We start from the raw sequence: 17,237 nt of genomic DNA on the forward strand, positions 1-17,237 counted from the left end.
CCGGTCCTGTCCGGACATTGGGGCCTCTTACGACGAGAAGGTGACAGGGGTCCCGGCGGGATTGAGTAGAGTCCGTTGCGGCGACCCGGCAGTACTGGAGGTATCGATGCAGAACCCTCGCCTCACCGTCATCGGCACCGGATATCTCGGAGCTACCCACGCGGTGTGCATGGCCGCGCTGGGCTTCGAGGTGCTCGGCGTCGAGATCGATGAGCGGAAGGTGGCCCGTCTCGCTTCGGGCGAGGTCCCCTTCTTCGAGCCAGGGCTGCCGGAGCTGCTGGTCAAGGCGCTGGAGTCGGGCCGGCTGCGGTTCACCACCTCGTACGAGGAGGCGGCGGAGTTCGGCGACGTGCACTTCATCTGCGTGGGCACCCCGCAGAAGGAGGGCTCCGACGCCGCCGACATGACCTACGTCGACGCCGCGTTCTCGACGCTGGCGCGGCACCTGAGGCGCAAGACGCTGGTGGTGGGCAAGTCGACGGTGCCGGTGGGTACCGCGGCGCGGCTCAGCGCCCTGGTCAAGGAGCTGGCCCCGGCCGGCGACGAGGTGGAGCTGGCCTGGAACCCCGAGTTCCTCCGGGAGGGCTTCGCCGTCGACGACACGATGCACCCCGACCGCCTGGTGTTCGGCGTCCAGTCGGAGTGGGCCGAGCAGCAGTTGCGGGCCGCGTTCGCGCCGGTGATCGGCAGCGGCTCGCCGGTCAAGGTCACCGACCTGCAGACGGCCGAGCTGGTCAAGGTGGCGGCCAACTCGTTCCTGGCCACCAAGATCTCCTACATCAACGCGATGGCCGAGGTGTGCGAGGCCACCGGTGCCGACGTCCACGACCTGGCCGAGGCGCTGGCGTACGACGACCGCATCGGCGGCAAGTTCCTCAAGCCGGGCCTCGGCTTCGGCGGCGGCTGCCTGCCCAAGGACATCCGGGCGTTCACGCACCGGGCCCACGAGCTGGGCGTCGGCCAGGCGGTGGCGTTCCTGCGCGAGGTCGACCTGATCAACCGGCGCCGCCGGGCCCGCACCGTCGACCTGGTGCGCGAGCTCGCCGGCGGCGACCTGAACGGCGTCCGGGTGGCGGCGCTGGGTGCGTCGTTCAAGCCGAACTCCGACGACATCCGCGACGCGCCCGCGCTCGACGTGGCCACCACCCTCCAGAAGGCGGGCGCCGTGGTGCACGTCTTCGACCCGGCCGCGATGGACAACGCCCGCCGGACGTACCCGCAGCTCTCCTACGGCGACAGCGCGTTCGACGTCGCCCGCGACGCCGACGTGGTCGTCCTGCTCACCGAGTGGGCCGAGTTCCGCGAGATCGACCCGGCCACCATGGGCGCGATCGTCCGGCAGAAGCGCATCGTCGACGGCCGCCACGCCCTCGACCCGGTGAGCTGGCGGGCGGCGGGCTGGGAGTACCGGGCACTGGGCCGCCCGTAACGGTCGGGTTTGGCCTGTGGCGACACGTGGGCACTATTGAGTCACACAAGGGTGGTGACACGATGGCCGAGCGTACCGAAGCCGAGGTCCGGCGAGACCCGCCGACCGCCGAGTATCCCGAGGTCAGGGAACGGGAAGGAGAGCGGCAGACCGAGGAGATTCCCGATCCCGCACCCGCTCCTGCGACGAGCGTCAGCTCCAACCGGTTCCTGCGTGGCCTGTTCTGGGTGATCGCCTCGATCGGCCTGGTCATGGCCATGATCGTCGGCGCCCAGTCGGTCGGGTGGCTGCCGGAGTTCAAGAACCCGTTCGCCACCGAGAAGCAGGACCGTAGCCAGCCGCCGCTGCTCAACTCTATCCAGGATCTCAGCCGCTACGTGGCGGCCGAGGGCAACTTCCAGGTCATCATCGACGTGCAGGAGAACCGGAAGTACATTCCGGACTTCCTGGTCAACGACCGGGTGCTGTTCGTCGCGGCGGGCACCGTCGAGGCGTACGTCGACTTCGGCAACATCGGCGAGGGCGCGATCAAGGCGTCGGAAGACCGCCGGACGGTCGAGATCACGCTGCCCGAGCCGCAGATGGGCAAGCCGAACATCGATCCGGAGAACTCGCGGGTCTTCTCGCAGTCGCGGGGCCTGCTCAACCGGATCAAGGACGCCTTCTCGAACGACCCGAACCGCATGGCCGAGGTGTACCAGTTGGCCGAGGAGCGGATCGCAGAGGCGGCGAACGCCAGCACCATGGGCGAGCGTGCCAAAGAGAACACGAAGAAGATGTTGGAAGGCCTGCTCCGGTCGCTCGGTTACCAGGTGATCACCATCACCTACAAGGCACCGTAGCCTTTTCCAGCTTCCGCGCCCCGGCTCACCCCTTGGCCGGGGCGCGGTGCTGCTGTCCCGCGCCTGTAGTGCACCGATCACACGCCGTACTTGAGCCGTTTACCCGATGGTTCATCGTCCGTGGGGTTCGTCACAGTCACAGATCGCAGCGGATACATATGCGGAGGCAACGTGTCTACGGTCGGGCTGCGGGACGTGTCCAAGGTCTTTCCTGACGGCACAGTCGCCGTCGACGGAGTGAACCTAGATATCGGCAACGGCGAGTTCATGGTGCTGCTCGGGCCGTCCGGCTGCGGTAAGTCCACGATTCTGCGGATGATCGCCGGCCTGGAGGATCCGAGCATCGGTGAGGTGCTGCTCGACGGCGAGCCGGCCGCGACGCTCACCCCGCGCGAGCGCGGCGTGGCGATGGTCTTCCAGGACTTCGCCCTGTACCCGCACATGTCCGTCGGCGACAACATCGGCTTCCCGCTGAAGGTGTCCGGCCAGGCCAACCGGGAAGACCAGGTGTCCGAGGTCGCCGGCGCCCTCGGCATCGGCGACGTGCTGGCCCGTCGGCCCGGGCAGCTCTCCGGCGGCCAGCGGCAGCGGGTGGCGATGGGCCGGGCGATCGTGCGCCGGCCGCGGTTGTTCCTCATGGACGAGCCGCTGTCGAACCTCGACAGCCAGCTCCGGGGCGAGCTGCGGGCGGAGATCTCGTCGCTGGTGCGCGAGCTCGGCGTCACCTGCGTGTACGTCACCCACGACCAGGCCGAGGCGCTGACGATGGCCGACCGGGTCGCGATCCTGCGTCGCGGCGTGCTCCAGGACGTCGGCACGCCGACCGACGTGTACGGCCGGCCCGCCACGCTCTACGTGGCGGCGTTCCTCGGCAGCCCCCGGATGAGCCTGATGGAGGCCACCGTCAAGGTGGTGCTCGACCGGTACGTCGCCCTGCGGCTGGGCGACCAGGAGCTGCACATCCCCTGGAAGGACCTGCGGGCGCGGGCGGTCGCGCGGTACCACGGCGAGCGGATCGTGGTCGGCGTGCGCCCGGAGGCGCTGCTCCCGGTTCCGATGGACTCGCCCGGCGACGTGCTGCGCGGGCGGATCCGGCACATGGAGCACCACGGGCACGAGTCGCTGGCGTTCGTCGACGTCGGCGCCACGGCGGTGGTGGTCGACGAGATGGCCACGCCGGCCAACGGCCGGATGCCGGCCACCCGTGGCCTGCGGAAGTTCATCGACCGGCTGGTGGGCTCGCCCGCTCAGGTCGCCGTCGAGGAACGCGCCCACCACGCCGAGGACGGGGGCGGCGGCCGGCACAGCCGCAAGCCGGCCGAGCTCGTAGTGCGGCTCGCGCCGTACCCCGGCGTCAACGCCGGGCATCCGCTGGCGGTGGCGGTCCGCACCGACGCACTGCACTTTTTCGAGGAGAGCGGGAACCGGATCGACGTCGGTCACCGGTAACCTGCCAACTTTGGTGGGTCGCTCGGGCGTCAATACGTGTGACCCTCGTCATCTACCGACCGGGAGAGCACATGGCCACGGGCCTGCTCGTGATCGAGCGGATCCTCCGGGACCGCGACAGCATCTGGACGCAGATCGGCGACGAGCGTGATCTCAATCGCCTGATCCGGGACATGCTCACCAGCTCAACCCTCGCGCTCGCCTGCTACGGCGCCGTGCTCGGCGCGTTCAGCGACCACGCGCTGCTGCAGTCGCCGATCTCGGCGATCAAGCTACCCCTGTTGTTCCTCGTGACGCTGGCGATCTGCCTGCCGACGCTGTACCTGTTCAACCTCGTCTTCGGCGCCCGGCTACAGGTGAAGCAGGCGCTGGCGCTGGTGATGGTGGCGATCACGGTCATCTCGACGCTGGCGTTCGCGTTCGCGCCGATCAGCCTGTTCTTCCTGATCACCGCGAACCAGTACTCGTTCTACAAGATCCTCAACGTCGCGATCCTCACGCTGGCGGCGATCGTCGGGCTGCGCTTCCTCACCGCCGGCATGGCCGCCCTGAACAGCCACAACGAGGCGCGCGACAAGGCGAAGCACGAGGCGGTGCGGGCGGCACAGGAGTCCGAGCGCAAGGCCATCGAGTCGGCGGCGAAGACCCTCGACAAGCCGGCCGAGGAGAAGACCGAAGCGAAGGAGACGGGCGGGCTGGTGCCCGTCGACAGCGGCCCGACGCCCGCGCCCGTGCCGCCGCCCGGTGGCGCCCTCGCCCCCGCGCCGCCGCCCGGCAGCGCCCTCGTGCCCGCGGGCACGGGAGGAGGCGCGGTGGCCACCCTCGCGCCGGCGCCGAACGGCGCGACGATGCCGCACGGCCGGCCCGAGGCGCTCATCCCGTCGTGGGCATCCGCGCCGGCGCCGCCGGAGAAGCAGGCCAGCATGGGCCTGCTGTACGTGTGGATCCTGCTGTTCGGCTTCGTGGGCACCCAGCTCGCGTGGACCCTGCGGCCGTTCTTCGGCAGCCCCGACCGCGACTTCGCGATCTTCCGGTCGATCGACGGCAATTTCTACGTCGACATCGTGCGGACGCTGGGGAACCTCTTCTAGCAAGATCAAGTTAACAGGCACCGGGCGTTCACCCGGAGTTCGTCGAAGCTTCTCGATCCGTCTGCCGTAAGCGATCCGCGCAGGCGCCACCGTGAGGCCGTGAGACGAGTATTGAGCATAGTTCTCGCGGTGGCCCTCCTCGGCGGAGTGGCCGCCGCGATCTACTTCGGCCGCCAATCAGACGGCGAGAACTCCAGCCAGGACCTGACCGAGGTCCGCGGCGTGATCGGGTCGGAGAAGCGCACGCTCTTCGAGGACCCCGCGTTCGTCGGCGTGCTGGCGAAGCACGGCCTGAAGGTCACGGTCGACCAGGCGGGCTCGCGCCGCATCGCCGAGTTGAACCTCGACAACCTCGACTTCGCGTTCCCGTCCAGCCTCCCGTCGGCGGAGAAGATCCAGCGCACGAGGAACATCCAGAAGTCGTGGTCGCCGTTCTACTCGCCGATGGCGATCGCCACCTTCACGCCGGTGGCCGACGTGCTGCAGGCCCAGGGGCTGGTGCAGGCACAGGGTTCGTACCGCGTCCTCGACGTTCCGGCGTTCGTTGCCGCGGCCGAACGCGGCCTCCGCTGGGACGCGATCCCGAACAACCAGGCGTACCCGGCCGGCAAGGTCGTGTCGATCACGACCACCCACCCGCGCGACTCGAACTCCGCGGCGATGTTCGCGGCCGTGGTCTCGTACCTGCTCAACGGCAGGAACGTGGTGCGTGACCAGGCGCAGGTGAACAAGGTCATGGAGCGGGTCGTGGCGCTGTTCCTGAGCCAGGGCTACCTGGAGACCAGCAGCGAGGGCCCCTGGGACAGCTACCTCGCCACCGGCCTCAACTTCAAGCCGCTGGTGTGGGTCTACGAGGCGCAGTACGTCGGGCGGCAGTTGGCCGGCGGGGTCCGGCCCGATGCGGAGCTGATCTATCCGTCGCCCACGGTGCTGTCCAAGCACACGCTGGTTCCGCTGACCGACGCCGGCGACCGGCTGGGCAAGCTGCTCACCGAGGATCCGGAACTGCAGCGGCTGGCCGCCCGGCACGGGTTCCGCACCGCGCAGTTCGCCGACGTGGTCGGCGAGAAGGCGCCGGCCACCGTGCCGAACAGCATCGATCCACCGGCGTTCGAAATACAGGAGGCCATGCTCGACGAGATCGCGAGGCGGTACAAGTGATGAAGAGGTTGATCGCGCTGGCCGCCGTCGTGGTCCTGGTTGTGGGCGGTTGCACGGCAGATTCCGACGATCCGGAGCGAGGTGACGGCGGGGGCGCCGGTCCGGCGGGCGTGCTGCGGGTGCTGGCGGGAAGCGAACTGCAGGACCTGGAGCCGATGCTCGACGAGGTCCGCCGGGCCACCGGTGTCCAGGTGAAGCTGACGTACACCGGCACGCTCGACGGGGTCGAGCGGGTATACACGGGCGCCGCCGCCATGGACACCGACGCCATCTGGTTCTCGTCGAACCGGTACCTGGAACTGCACGGCGACGCCATCGACAAGATCTCGACGCAGACCAAGGTGATGTCGTCGCCGGTGATCCTCGGCGTGCGCTCGGCGCAGGCGGCCGAACTGGGCTGGGACAAGCGCCGGCCGACCTGGAAGGAGATCGCGGAAGCGGGCGCCTCGGGCCGGTTCACGTACGGGATGACCAACCCCGCGGCGTCCAATTCGGGGTTCTCGGCCCTGGTGGCCGCGGCGTCCGCGTTGGCCGACGCCGGTACCGCGCTCACCGGCGACCAGGTGCGCCAGGTTGGTCCGCAGCTCACGGCGTTCTTCAAGGGCCAGGCGTTCGCGGCCGGGTCGTCGGGCTGGCTGGCCGACGCGTTCAAGCAGCGTACCGACGTCTCCGGGCTGATCAACTACGAGTCGGTGCTGCTGTCGATGAAGGCACAGGGCGTCGACATCACGCTGGTGCACCCGAGCGACGGCGTCGTGACCGCGGACTACCCGTTGACCCTGCTGGCCGGGGTGCCGACCGACGTCCGCGACCGCTACCAGCGGGTGGTCGACTACCTGCGCCGCGACGACGTGCAACGGAAGATCGTGGAGCGCACCAACCGGCGTCCGGTGGTGGCCGCCGCGGCACCGGCCGACCGGTTCGTGGGTCCGCTCGTGGAACTGCCGTTCCCGGTGCGGCTCGACGTCGCCGACGCGCTGATCGGCGCGTACCTGAACACGTTGCGACGGGCGCCGCGCACGCTCTACGTCCTCGATCTTTCCGGATCGATGGCGGGTGACCGCATCGACAAGCTCAAGGCCGCGATGACCGCGCTGACCGGTGCCGACACCAGCCTGTCCGGGAGGTTCTCGCGGTTCTCGAACCGGGAGCAGGTGCTGCTGGTGCCGTTCAGCTCCCGGCCGAACGCCGTGCAGCGGTACGAGGTGCCGGCGGAGAACCCGGAGGCGGAACTGAACCGGATCCGGGGCGCGGTGCAGGCGCTGAAGGTGGGCGGTGACACCGCGATCTACGACGCGCTGGCGACCGCGTACGACGAGGCACGGAAGCTGATCGCCGCCGACCCGTCGCGGTTCACGACGATCGTGCTGCTCACCGACGGCGTGCGCACGGCCGGCCGCGACCTCGACGCGTTCACGTCCACGGTCGGCGATCCGAAGATTCCGGTGTTCCCGGTGCTGTTCGGGGAGTCGGTGGTCGCCGAGATGGACGAGGTCGCCCGCGTCACCGGCGGCAAGGTGTTCGACGGCCGGAGCGGGTCGTTGCAGGAGGTGTTCAAGGAGATCCGTGGCTATCAGTAGATACCTGGTGTCGAACCGGAACCTGGTGGGATGTGCGCTCGGGCTGGTCGGGCTCGGGCTGCACGTCGTCGGGCTGGCCGGGCGCTACTGGCCGCTGGTGGTGATCGGGCTGTACCTGGTCGGCGTGGTGGTGACGCCCGACCGGAGGGTGCGGCTGAGCGGGCCGATCGGCACCGGCCCGGAGGACCTGAAGGCGGCGTTCGACCGGCTGGTCAGGCGGGCCCGCAAGGAGAAGGTGCCCACGCTGGTGCTGGTGCGGCTGCGCCGGATCGAGGTGCTGGTCGACGGGCTGCTGGCCCGGCCGTCGGAACTGGCGGCCAAGCCCGACGCGTGGCTGGCGGTCGACTCGGCGGTGCGTACCGACCTGCCGGCGTCGTTCGAGGCGTACCTGAACCTGCCGCGTTGGTACGCCGGCCGCCGCCAGTTGCCGGGCACCGGACGCAGCGCGGAGCAGGAACTGGTGGAGCAGTTGCGCTCGGTGGAGCGGGTGCTCCGGGCGACCGCCGACGCGGTGCACGGTGACCAGGCGAGGTGGCTGGTCGAGCACGGTCGCCGGCTGGACGAACAAGCGGAACAGGCCGACCCCTGAGGGTCGGCCTGTTCGCTTTTTATGTGGCTGTGCGATAATTCATATATTTGTGCATTATTTAGACGGGCGTGCCCTTTTCGAGGACCTTGGTCGACACGCTGAGCGTCTTCGACTTCGGCTCGCCGGACCCACCGGTCGTGGTGATCGTGTACTTGTGCGTCTCGGTCGAGCCGACCGCGCCGCCGCAGCTGAACGTGAACTCCATCGTCTCTTCGAGGCCGTACGAGCCGTAGCTGCCGACCCGGTGCGGGTCGTCGACCGACAGCGCGACGCCGGTGGCGCCGGTGACCTTCCACCGGATCTTCAGCGGAACCGCGGGGGTCTCGTACTTGGTGGTGCCGCTCGCGCAGCGCGGCTGCTGCACGATCTCGAAGCTGACGATCTGCGCGCCGCCGTGTCCCGAGTTCTTGTCGCCGGAGCCGGAGCCGGTGCCCGTCCCCGTGCCGTTGCTCTTGCCGGTGCCGGAGCCCGCGCTCTTGCCCGGCCCGGGCTCGTCACCCTTGTGGCTGGCGCTCGCCGAAGCCGCCACCGGCTGCTGCGCCGGAGCCGCACCGTCGGCCTTCTTCTCACCGAAGGAAATGTCGCAGGCCGTCATCGACAGGACAGCGACCATGCCTCCCAGCGCCATCGCGCCGACCCGAACCGCCTTGCTCATTTCCGCCTCCGCATTGCGTTTTCCTGTTGCGAAAGACGCTATGGGTCACGGACCGTCGCGAGATCACACCTTCGTGCCACCTGCGGTTTTACGAGAGTCGCCTGCTTTACACCGGCTGCCTACACGGGTTGGAGGAACCAGCGTTGGGCCGGTGTCCCGTTGCAGCCGAACTGCTGAACCGGAGTGCCGGGTGCCGTCCCGCCGCCCTGGACGTCGAGGCACCGGCCGCTGTGCTGGGCGCCGAAGGATGCCGACCCGTCGGCGTCGAGGAACAGGGCCCAGCGCTGATGCGGCGCGTCTCCGCACGGCTCCTGCTGCACGCGGGCGTTGTCCTCGACGGCCGCTCCGGCCACGGTGATGCACAGCCCGGTGGCGCCGTTGACCATCATGCCGGTGGGCGTGCGTTGCCAGCGTTGGCTGGGGCTGCCCGGCGTGCAGGGGAGGATCATCAGCAGGCCGCCGGCGGTCGGCTGGTCGGGCTGCACGTCCAGGCAGAGGTTCGAACCCTGCCCACGCACCGCGCCGAACTGCTGGGGCTGCTGCGGGGGCGCGCTCGACGGCGGAGCACTCGTGGGCGGCGGGCTCGACGGTGGCGCCGGTCGGCTGGACGCCGGCGCCGGTGTGGGGCTGCCGGCGACCTTGACCGTGCCGATCGGGTCCGCGTCGTTGAGGGCCTGGAATCCCAGCGCGATGCCGGTCAGCACGCCGACCAGCAGCACGCCCAGCGCGATCAGGACGAGAGGGTGCGGCCCACGGCGGGGGGAGCCGTAGACGTTGGAGCGCGTCACCGCGACATCATGAACGTCCGGCCCCGATCATGGAAATCGCCGGATGGTCCGGATCGTCGGAGCGGACCACCACGTCCGCCCAGTCCGCCGGGCCGACCTCCGCGGCGTACCGCTCGTACGCGGGCAGCGTCCATCGGTCCGCGGCGTCCGTGCGGCGCTTCAGCGCCGCCGGGGTCATGAGCAGGTGGACGCTGTAGTCGACGGCCAGTCCGGCTCCGAGCAGCAGGGGACCGTGGAGCAGCAGCACCCCGCGCGGCGGCAGCTCGACGTAGGTGCTGCGGGTAGCCCGGTCGGTCACCGGGTCCCAGAGGTCGGGCAGCACCCGGCCCGTCGGCAGGGGGTCGAGCACCTCCCGGACGAGGGCCGGCAGGTCGAACCAGCTCTCGTAGAACGCGTCCGGGTCGGTGCGTCCGCGTTCGAACCGGACCGAGGCCGGACGGAGGAAACCGCTGGTGGCGACCGCCAGCGCCGCCCGGCCGCGGGCCCGGAGCGGATCGACGAGACTGGCCGCCAGCCGGTCGGGCCGGGCGGGCGGCGGGCCGTCGATCGCGACGCTCAGGTAGCCGCTCGGCCGGCGTTCGGCGAGGTCGTCGGCGAGGGTTTCGGCCAGGGCGACGGGCGCGATCGGGCGGAAGTGCACCCGTCCCATGGTGCCTGCCGGTGTGGCAATCAGTCGTGCGGGTGACAATGGAGCTCAGGCCCGCCAGCTACATCCGAACGGAGCGCCTCCCATGACCGACTTCAGCCTGGAACACCCGGGCGGAACGCTAGCTCTCTCTGTCCACGAGGCGGAAGAAGGCCCGGCCGGTATCGAGATCACCAAACTGCTCAAGGAGACCGGTTCGGTCACATATGACCCGGGTTTCGTGAACACCGCCTCGTGCCGATCCGACATCACGTACATCGACGGTGACGCGGGCATCTTGCGGTACCGGGGCTACCCGATCGACCAGCTGGCCGAGAACGCCTCCTTCCTCGAGGTCAGCTACCTGCTCATCTACGGTGAGTTGCCGTCCGCGACCGAGCTGGAGTCGTTCTCCGACAAGGTGCGCCGGCACACGATGCTGCACGAGGAGATGAAGGGGTTCTTCGCCGGCTTCCCGAGCGACGCGCACCCGATGCCCGTGCTCTCGTCCGCGGTGAGTGCGCTGTCGACGTTCTACCAGGACAGCCTCAACCCGTTCGACCGCGACCAGGTGGAGATCTCCACCGTGCGCCTGCTGGCCAAGGTGCCCACGATCGCCTCGTACGCGTACAAGAAGTCGATCGGGCAGCCGTCGCTGTACCCGGACAACTCGCTCGGATACGTCGAGAACTTCCTGCGGATGACGTTCGGCGTGCCGGCCATGCCGTACGAGGTCGACCCGGTGGTCGCCAAGGTGCTCGACATGCTGTTCGTGCTGCACGCCGACCACGAGCAGAACTGCTCCACGTCGACGGTCCGGCTGGTCGGTTCGAGCCAGGCCAACCTGTTCGCGTCGGTATCCGCCGGGGTGAACGCCCTGTTCGGGCCGCTGCACGGCGGTGCGAACCAGGCCGTGCTGGAGATGCTGCAGGAGATCCACGATTCGGACGACGACGTCGATTCGTTCGTGAACAAGGTGAAGAACAAGGAGGCCGGGGTCCGGCTCATGGGCTTCGGGCACCGGGTCTACAAGAACTACGACCCGCGGGCGGCGATCGTGAAGAAGGCCGCCCAGGACGTCATGGCGAAGATGCAGACGCCCGACCCGCTGCTCGAAATCGCGATGAAGCTCGAGGAGATCGCGCTCGCCGACGATTTCTTCGTTTCGCGCAAGTTGTACCCGAACGTCGACTTCTACACCGGGCTCATCTACAAGGCGATGGGCTTCCCGACGAAGATGTTCACGGTGCTGTTCGCGCTGGGCCGCCTACCCGGGTGGATCGCGCAGTGGCGGGAGATGATCAACGACCCCGACACCAAGATCGGTCGTCCGCGGCAGGTCTACACCGGGGCCGGTGAGCGCTCCTTCCTTCCGATGGACAAGCGCTGAGTCAAGGCCTGAAGAACCACGGGGACTTTCGCCGGCTCTGGGTCGGCGATTCGCTGAGCCAGTTCGGCTCGCAGATCGGGGTCCTCGCGCTTCCCCTGGTGGCGATCACCACGCTCGACGCCACCACGTTCCAGGTCGGCCTGCTGGTCGCGGTGCAGTCGGCGGCGTTTCTGGTCATCGGTCTCCCCGCGGGGGCCTGGTGTGACCGGATGCGCCGCCGGCCCGTGCTCATCACGTCCGACCTGGTGCGGGCCGCCGTCCTGCTCACCGTCCCGGCGGCGGCCCTGTTCGACCGGTTGACGCTGCCGCACCTGTACGCGGTGGCGATCACGCTCGGCGTCGCGACGGTGTTCTTCGACGTCTCCCACCAGTCGTACCTGCCCGCCCTGGTCGGGCGGGAACATCTGGTCGACGGCAACGGCAAGCTGGAGGCCAGCCGCACCGTCGCGCACGCCGCCGGCCCGGCCGCGGGCGGCTACCTGGTGCAGTGGTTGGGCGCGCCGCTCGCGTTGGCCGCCGACGCGCTGACCTACCTGTGGTCGGTGGGGTGGCTGGCTCGGATCAGGACCCGGGAGCCGGCGCCGGATCCGGCCCGGCGGGCGCCGCTGCGCACCGAGATCGCCGAGGGCGTGCGGTTCGTGTTCCGTCAACGGGTGCTGCGGGCGATCGCCCTGTCGGGCGCCACCGGGGTGCTGTTCGGCTCGGTTGCCCAGGCCGTCACGTTGATCTTCCTGGTGCGCGACATCGGGCTGTCGGCGGGCCGGGTCGGGCTGCTGATGACCATCGGCAGCGCCGGTGCCGTGGGCGGCGCGTTGCTGACCACCCGGCTGTCGCGCCGGTTGGGTACCGGCCGGTCGCTGATCGGGTTCCAGGTGGTGGTTTTCGCCTCACGCCTGCTGCTGCCGCTCACCGGGCCGGGGTGGCGGCAGGTGTTCTTCGTGGTGGCGAACACGATCGTGGCCGCGTTCGTGGTGGCGTACAACATCGTCCAGGTGAGCTACCGGCAGACGATATGCCCCGATCATCTGCTCGGCCGGATGAACGCCACGATGCGGTTCATCATGTGGGGAATGATCCCGGTGGGTGGCGTGCTGGGTGGTGTGCTGGGCACCGCGGTGGGTGCCCGTAACGCGCTGTGGATCTCCGGTGCCGGGATCGGGCTGTCGATCCTCTGGCTCGTCTTCTCACCGCTCGGGCCGGCGGCCTGGCACGGTGCGGAGCTAGAGCAGCCCGGCGCTCTCGGCCAGGGCGCAGATGCCGACCAGGCGGAGCACGTGCCCGTTGGCCGTGTTCCAGTCGATGGCGTCGGGCTCGGGGAGGCTGTGGCCGTGCCGGCTGAGCAGAGCGAGCACGGAGCGGGCGTACCCGGCCAGCGCGACCAGGTCGACATCGCGGCCGGCGGCGCGGATCGCCTCGCGGGTGGCGGCGGCGTTCTGGTCGACGGCGGCCAGGAGGCCGGGGTTGCGCAGGGCGGCGACGAGACCGTCGACACCGACGCTGGCCATGAGCTGGTCGAGGACGGCGTGGGCGGTGAGAACCCGAGCTGAGTGCGTCATGTGAAGACCGTATGGGGGCATGGCACCCCCTTACCCACGGAGCAACTCCCAAGCACTTTTTGATCCACCAATCTGCAACTCGCCGAAACAGAAGGTGGGAGGCCGGTGGCGGGCCGGTTGCGGTTGTGCCACGGTGACGACGTGGGCAAGGACGTGGAGCACCGCGAGTTCAGCCGCGAAGACCGCATGCGGTACCGGGAGAAGGTCCGCACCAACCTCGACGCCCTGACCAGGATGCTGGCCGAGACGCAGTTCGAGTGCGACCGGCCGCTCACCGGCCTGGAAATCGAGCTGAACCTCGTCGACGAGCAGGCCGAGCCGGCCATGCGCAACGCCGAGGTGCTCGACGCGGTCGCCGATCCGGACTTCGTCACGGAACTCGGCCAGTTCAACATCGAGATCAACGTGCCGCCCGACGTGCTGGAGGGCGACGGGCTCGCCCGGTTCGAGAAACGCATCCGCGGCAGCCTCAACGCCGCCGAGGGTCACTCGGCCGCGCTCGGCACGCACACCCTCATGATCGGCATTCTGCCGACGCTGGAAGAGCGCCACATGCACCTCGGCGCGCTGAGCGACAACCCGCGGTACGCGCTCCTCAACGAGCAGATCTTCGCCGCGCGCGGCGAGGACATGCTGATCGACATCGACGGCGTGGAGCGCCTCGTGACGCGCACCGACTCGATCGCACCCGAGGCGGCGTGCACGAGCGCGCAGCTGCACCTGCAGGTCGCGCCGACGAACTTCGCGAACTACTGGAACGCCGCGCAGTGCATCTCCGGCGTGCAACTGGCGCTGGGCGCGAACTCGCCGTACCTGTTCGGCCGGCAGCTGTGGCGAGAGACCCGGATCCCGCTCTTCGAGCAGGCCACCGACACACGGTCCGATGAACTGAAGGTCCAGGGCGTCCGCCCGCGGGTGTGGTTCGGAGAGCGCTGGATCACCTCGATCTTCGATCTTTTCGAGGAGAACGTCCGGTACTTCCCGTCGCTGCTGCCGATCTGCGACGACGAGGATCCGGTGGCCGTGCTCGACAGCGGCGGCGTCCCGAAGCTCGGCGAACTGACGCTGCACAACGGCACCATCTACCGCTGGAACCGCCCGGTGTACGCGGTGGTCGACGGCCGGCCGCACCTGCGGGTGGAGAACCGGGTGCTGCCGGCCGGGCCGACCGTGATCGACATCATGGCCAACGCGGCGTTCTACTTCGGGCTGGTGCGCATGCTGGCCGAGGCCGACCGTCCGGTGTGGACGCAGATGTCGTTCAACGCGGCCGAGGAGAACTTCCACGCCGGCGCCCGCGACGGCATCGACGCGTTCCTGTTCTGGCCCGGGCTCGGCACCGTGCCGGCAACCGAACTGGTGCTGCGCCGGCTGCTGCCGCTGGCCCACCAGGGGCTGGACCAGTGCGGCGTCGACCCGAGCCACCGCGACCGCCTGCTGGGGTTGATCGAGCGGCGCTGCGTGGCCGCCCGCAACGGCGCCTCCTGGCAGGTCGACGCCGCCTCACGGCCCGGAGCGACGCTGGCCGGCATGCTCACCGAGTACCGCTCCCTGATGCACGAAAATGTTCCGGTACACGAATGGCCGGTATGACCTCGTGGTCGCGTAGCCAGGTGGCGAAGGCGTCGGCGGCCAGCGGGCGGGAGACGTAGTAACCCTGCACCAGGTTGCAGCCCTCGCGGGTGAGGTGCGCGTACGTCTCGATGTCCTCGACGCCCTCGGCGACCACCTCCAGGTCGAGCGCGTGGCCCAACTGCACGGCGGAGCTGACCACGGCGCGGTCGCGGCGGTCGACGGCCATCCGCTGCACGAACGACTTGTCGATCTTCACCTCGTCGATCGGCAGGTCGCGGAGCCGGCCCAGCGACGAGTAGCCGGTGCCGAAGTCGTCGATCGCCAGCTTGACGCCGAGCGTGTGCAGCCGGTCCAGCGTCCGGATGCTCCGGGTCGGGTCGGCCATGATGCTGCTCTCGGTGATCTCCAGGGTCAGTGACCCCGGCGGGACACCGGTCTCGTGCAGCAGCCGGGCCACGACGTCGGGCAGGTCGGCGTCGAGCAGGCTGTTCGGGGACAGGTTGACCGCGACGTCCAGGTCGTGTCCGGCGGTCCGCCAGGACGCGCACCGGCGCAGCGCCACGTCGAGCACGTGCAGGGTCAGCGGACGGATGAGGCCGGAGTGCTCGGCCAGCGGGATGAACTGGTCGGGTGGGATGAACCCCTGCTCCGGGTGCTGCCAGCGGGCCAGCGCCTCGGCGCCCGTCACGTGACCGGTGGCCGGGTCGACCTTCGGCTGGAACACCACCTGGAGGTCGCGCCGTTCGACGGCCTGCCCGAGGTCGCCGATCAGGGCCAGCCGCCGGGGCGTGTTCCGGTCCTGCTCGGGGTGGTAGACGCGTTCGCCGGAGCGGGTGTCCTTCGCCGAGTACATGGCGACGTCGGCGCGTTGCAGCAGCGTGCGGGCGTCGGTGCCGTGCACGGGCGCCAGCGCGATGCCGGCGCTGGTGCGGGCGGTGAGGCGCAACGAGCCCACCGGGATCGGCTGCTCCAGGGCGCCGGTCAGTTCGGCCGTGACGGCGGCGGCCGCGTCCTCGGTACCGGCACCGGGCAGGAGGACGGCGAACTCGTCGCCGCCGAGGCGGGCGACGACGCCGCGCCCGTCCAGTTGGCTCTTCAACCGGGTGCCGATCTCCCGCAGCATGGCGTCGCCGATGTCGTGGCCGAGCGCGTCGTTGACCTCCTTGAAGCGGTCGAGGTCCATCAGCACCACGGCGGCCGGTTGGTCGCCGGCGACGGCCTCCTGCACCAGTTCGTTGAACCGGGTGCGGTTGGGCAGGCCGGTGAGCGGGTCGTGCTGGGCGAGGTGCTCCTTCTCGGTGACCTCCTGGCGGAGCCGGTCGACCAGGGTGGCGTTCGAGAGCGCGACGCTCGCGTGGTTCGCCAGCGCCTGGAAGAGCTTCGCGTGGTCGTCGGTGAACGTGGGACGGTCGGGGAGGCTGTCGGTCACCGTGAGCACGCCGGTGCCGTCGCCCATCGGCAGCGGCACGGCGATGCCGTCGACCGGGTCGGCGCGGTCCTCGTCGAAGCCCAGGAGCACGGGCCTGCCCGCGGCCGCCGGCGTCCACCAGCGGGCCGGTGCGTCGGCCGGGAGCCAGTCGCTGGTCAGGTCGTCGGCGCCGGTCAGCCGAGTGTGCAGCAGCCCGCGTCCGTCGGTGCCGGGCACGATCAGGTCGGCCGATCCGGCCCGGAGCTGGTCCCGTACCTGGGTGAGGACGATCCGCGCCACCTCGGCGGTGTCGCGCGACCCGTCGAGCGCCCGGGTGAACGCGTACAGGTCCTCCACCTGGGTATGGCCCTGGCTCTGCTTCACGTAGGCCCGGTAACCGCCATAGGTGACCACGGCCGCGACGCCGAGCAGCAGCAGCGCCCACGCGTCGTACTGCACCGCCATGGCCCCGATCAGGGCGACGGTCGCGGTGATCGCCACCAGCGGCAGGCCGTGGAACGCCTGGCTGAGGCGGCGCAGCTCGCCCGGGTCGTCGTGCAGCGCGATGACCACCGTGATCAGCACCGCCGCGAGGGCGTCGGACGCGAACACCGCGACGTAGGTGGCGAGCCACTCGTTCGGCCCGACCGCGGTGGGCCGGCCGACCAGCGCCGCGAAGATCAACGCGGTCACGGTGGCCTGCACGCCGAGCAGCACCACGTTGAAGCCGAGCTTGATGCCGCGCTGCTTGCGCAGCACCGCCAGCCCCAGGCCGCCGCCGACCACCCGCGCCACCAGCAGCGTCACCGGGTCGGTCCAGAGGATTCCGAGGACGACGGGAAACTCGCCGACGTTCATTGCGTGCCCGCCGCGGCGGACCCGCAGGTGGATCACGAACCCCTCGCTGACGAAGAAGATCGCCGCCAGCGCGGCGACGCCCGGGAGTTGCCCGACCAGGTCCGGGGTGCCGGCGCGCAGCAGGTGGACGCCCTGCGTCACCGCGGTCGCGGCGGTGAGCACCAGGCTCAACGCGACGACCCGGTTGCCCGGATGTGACCACCAGTGGCGCGTGCTCAACCTCGGCTCCCCGTCGTCGGTG

14 protein-coding genes and 1 pseudogene are annotated in these 17,237 nt (G+C 69.9%); 10 read left to right on the forward strand and 5 right to left on the reverse strand.

Annotated features, from left to right (window positions below):
- Positions 1-106: 106 nt before the first annotated feature.
- From Vau01_RS37245 to Vau01_RS37275, 7 genes are all read left to right on the forward strand, one after another.
- Complete coding sequence (locus Vau01_RS37245; RefSeq protein ID WP_204003452.1) at positions 107-1,429, forward strand: UDP-glucose dehydrogenase family protein; 1,323 nt, start codon at positions 107-109, stop codon at positions 1,427-1,429.
- Between the two features lie 62 nt (positions 1,430-1,491).
- Positions 1,492-2,271, forward strand: a complete 780-nt coding sequence (locus Vau01_RS37250) for a DUF4230 domain-containing protein (protein ID WP_204003455.1) — start codon at positions 1,492-1,494, stop codon at positions 2,269-2,271.
- 171 nt (positions 2,272-2,442) lie between these two features.
- Positions 2,443-3,720: an ABC transporter ATP-binding protein gene (locus tag Vau01_RS37255; protein WP_204003458.1), complete on the forward strand. Its 1,278-nt coding sequence runs from the start codon at positions 2,443-2,445 to the stop codon at positions 3,718-3,720.
- Between the two features lie 71 nt (positions 3,721-3,791).
- Complete coding sequence (locus Vau01_RS37260; protein WP_204003461.1) at positions 3,792-4,811, forward strand: hypothetical protein; 1,020 nt, start codon at positions 3,792-3,794, stop codon at positions 4,809-4,811.
- Between the two features lie 99 nt (positions 4,812-4,910).
- A complete protein-coding gene (locus Vau01_RS37265; protein ID WP_204003464.1) occupies positions 4,911-5,972 on the forward strand; it encodes a hypothetical protein in 1,062 nt (353 codons plus the stop codon).
- Positions 5,972-7,552 (forward strand): VWA domain-containing protein, encoded by a 1,581-nt coding sequence (locus tag Vau01_RS37270; RefSeq protein ID WP_204003467.1) that lies wholly within the window; start codon positions 5,972-5,974, stop codon positions 7,550-7,552. Before Vau01_RS37265 ends, Vau01_RS37270 begins: the two co-directional genes overlap by 1 nt.
- Positions 7,539-8,141 (forward strand): hypothetical protein, encoded by a 603-nt coding sequence (locus Vau01_RS37275; RefSeq protein ID WP_204003470.1) that lies wholly within the window; start codon positions 7,539-7,541, stop codon positions 8,139-8,141. Before Vau01_RS37270 ends, Vau01_RS37275 begins: the two co-directional genes overlap by 14 nt.
- A 58-nt stretch (positions 8,142-8,199) precedes the next feature.
- Here Vau01_RS37275 and Vau01_RS37280 read toward each other — a convergent pair whose 3' ends face one another.
- From Vau01_RS37280 to Vau01_RS37290, 3 genes are all read right to left on the reverse strand, one after another.
- The gene (locus Vau01_RS37280; RefSeq protein WP_204003479.1) at positions 8,200-8,796 is read right to left on the reverse strand and encodes a hypothetical protein; all 597 of its coding nucleotides are present in this window, start codon (positions 8,794-8,796) and stop codon (positions 8,200-8,202) included.
- Positions 8,797-8,915: 119 nt separating this feature from the next.
- A complete protein-coding gene (locus tag Vau01_RS37285) occupies positions 8,916-9,584 on the reverse strand; it encodes an RICIN domain-containing protein (RefSeq protein WP_204003481.1) in 669 nt (222 codons plus the stop codon).
- A 7-nt stretch (positions 9,585-9,591) separates the two neighbouring features.
- Positions 9,592-10,233, reverse strand: coding sequence for a nucleoside/nucleotide kinase family protein (locus Vau01_RS37290; protein ID WP_373320359.1), 642 nt, complete (start codon positions 10,231-10,233; stop codon positions 9,592-9,594).
- Between the two features lie 82 nt (positions 10,234-10,315).
- Here Vau01_RS37290 and Vau01_RS37295 point away from each other — a divergent pair, with 82 nt between their 5' ends.
- Positions 10,316-11,599 (forward strand): citrate synthase, encoded by a 1,284-nt coding sequence (locus Vau01_RS37295; protein ID WP_204003493.1) that lies wholly within the window; start codon positions 10,316-10,318, stop codon positions 11,597-11,599.
- A gap of 8 nt (positions 11,600-11,607) precedes the next feature.
- Positions 11,608-12,780 (forward strand): annotated as a pseudogene (locus Vau01_RS37300) (MFS transporter); the annotation flags it as partial.
- 39 nt (positions 12,781-12,819) lie between these two features.
- Here the strand turns inward: Vau01_RS37300 and Vau01_RS63835 are convergent.
- On the reverse strand, positions 12,820-13,176 hold the full coding sequence (locus tag Vau01_RS63835; RefSeq protein WP_308440506.1) for a DUF6401 family natural product biosynthesis protein: 357 nt from the start codon (positions 13,174-13,176) through the stop codon (positions 12,820-12,822).
- 120 nt (positions 13,177-13,296) lie between these two features.
- Between Vau01_RS63835 and Vau01_RS37305 the strand changes: the two genes are divergently transcribed.
- Positions 13,297-14,748 carry a glutamate-cysteine ligase family protein gene (locus tag Vau01_RS37305; protein WP_204003818.1) on the forward strand — a complete coding sequence of 484 codons (1,452 nt, stop codon included), beginning with the start codon at positions 13,297-13,299 and terminating at the stop codon, positions 14,746-14,748.
- Here the strand turns inward: Vau01_RS37305 and Vau01_RS37310 are convergent.
- Positions 14,690-17,215: an EAL domain-containing protein gene (locus Vau01_RS37310; protein ID WP_204003502.1), complete on the reverse strand. Its 2,526-nt coding sequence runs from the start codon at positions 17,213-17,215 to the stop codon at positions 14,690-14,692. The genes Vau01_RS37305 and Vau01_RS37310 overlap by 59 nt on opposite strands.
- Positions 17,216-17,237 lie beyond the last annotated feature (22 nt).

Source organism: Virgisporangium aurantiacum (genome assembly GCF_016863635.1).
In the GTDB taxonomy this organism is placed as follows: Bacteria; Actinomycetota; Actinomycetes; order Mycobacteriales; family Micromonosporaceae; genus Virgisporangium; species Virgisporangium aurantiacum.

Coding starts and splice junctions, on each gene's coding strand:
- Vau01_RS37245 (WP_204003452.1), top strand. CDS start 107: ATGCAGAACCCTCGCCTCACCGTCATCGGCACCGGATATCTCGGAGCT.
- Vau01_RS37250 (WP_204003455.1), top strand. CDS start 1,492: ATGGCCGAGCGTACCGAAGCCGAGGTCCGGCGAGACCCGCCGACCGCC.
- Vau01_RS37260 (WP_204003461.1), top strand. CDS start 3,792: ATGGCCACGGGCCTGCTCGTGATCGAGCGGATCCTCCGGGACCGCGAC.
- Vau01_RS37270 (WP_204003467.1), top strand. CDS start 5,972: ATGAAGAGGTTGATCGCGCTGGCCGCCGTCGTGGTCCTGGTTGTGGGC.
- Vau01_RS37280 (WP_204003479.1), bottom strand. CDS start 8,796: ATGAGCAAGGCGGTTCGGGTCGGCGCGATGGCGCTGGGAGGCATGGTC.
- Vau01_RS37290 (WP_373320359.1), bottom strand. CDS start 10,233: ATGGGACGGGTGCACTTCCGCCCGATCGCGCCCGTCGCCCTGGCCGAA.
- Vau01_RS37295 (WP_204003493.1), top strand. CDS start 10,316: ATGACCGACTTCAGCCTGGAACACCCGGGCGGAACGCTAGCTCTCTCT.
- Vau01_RS63835 (WP_308440506.1), bottom strand. CDS start 13,176: ATGCCCCCATACGGTCTTCACATGACGCACTCAGCTCGGGTTCTCACC.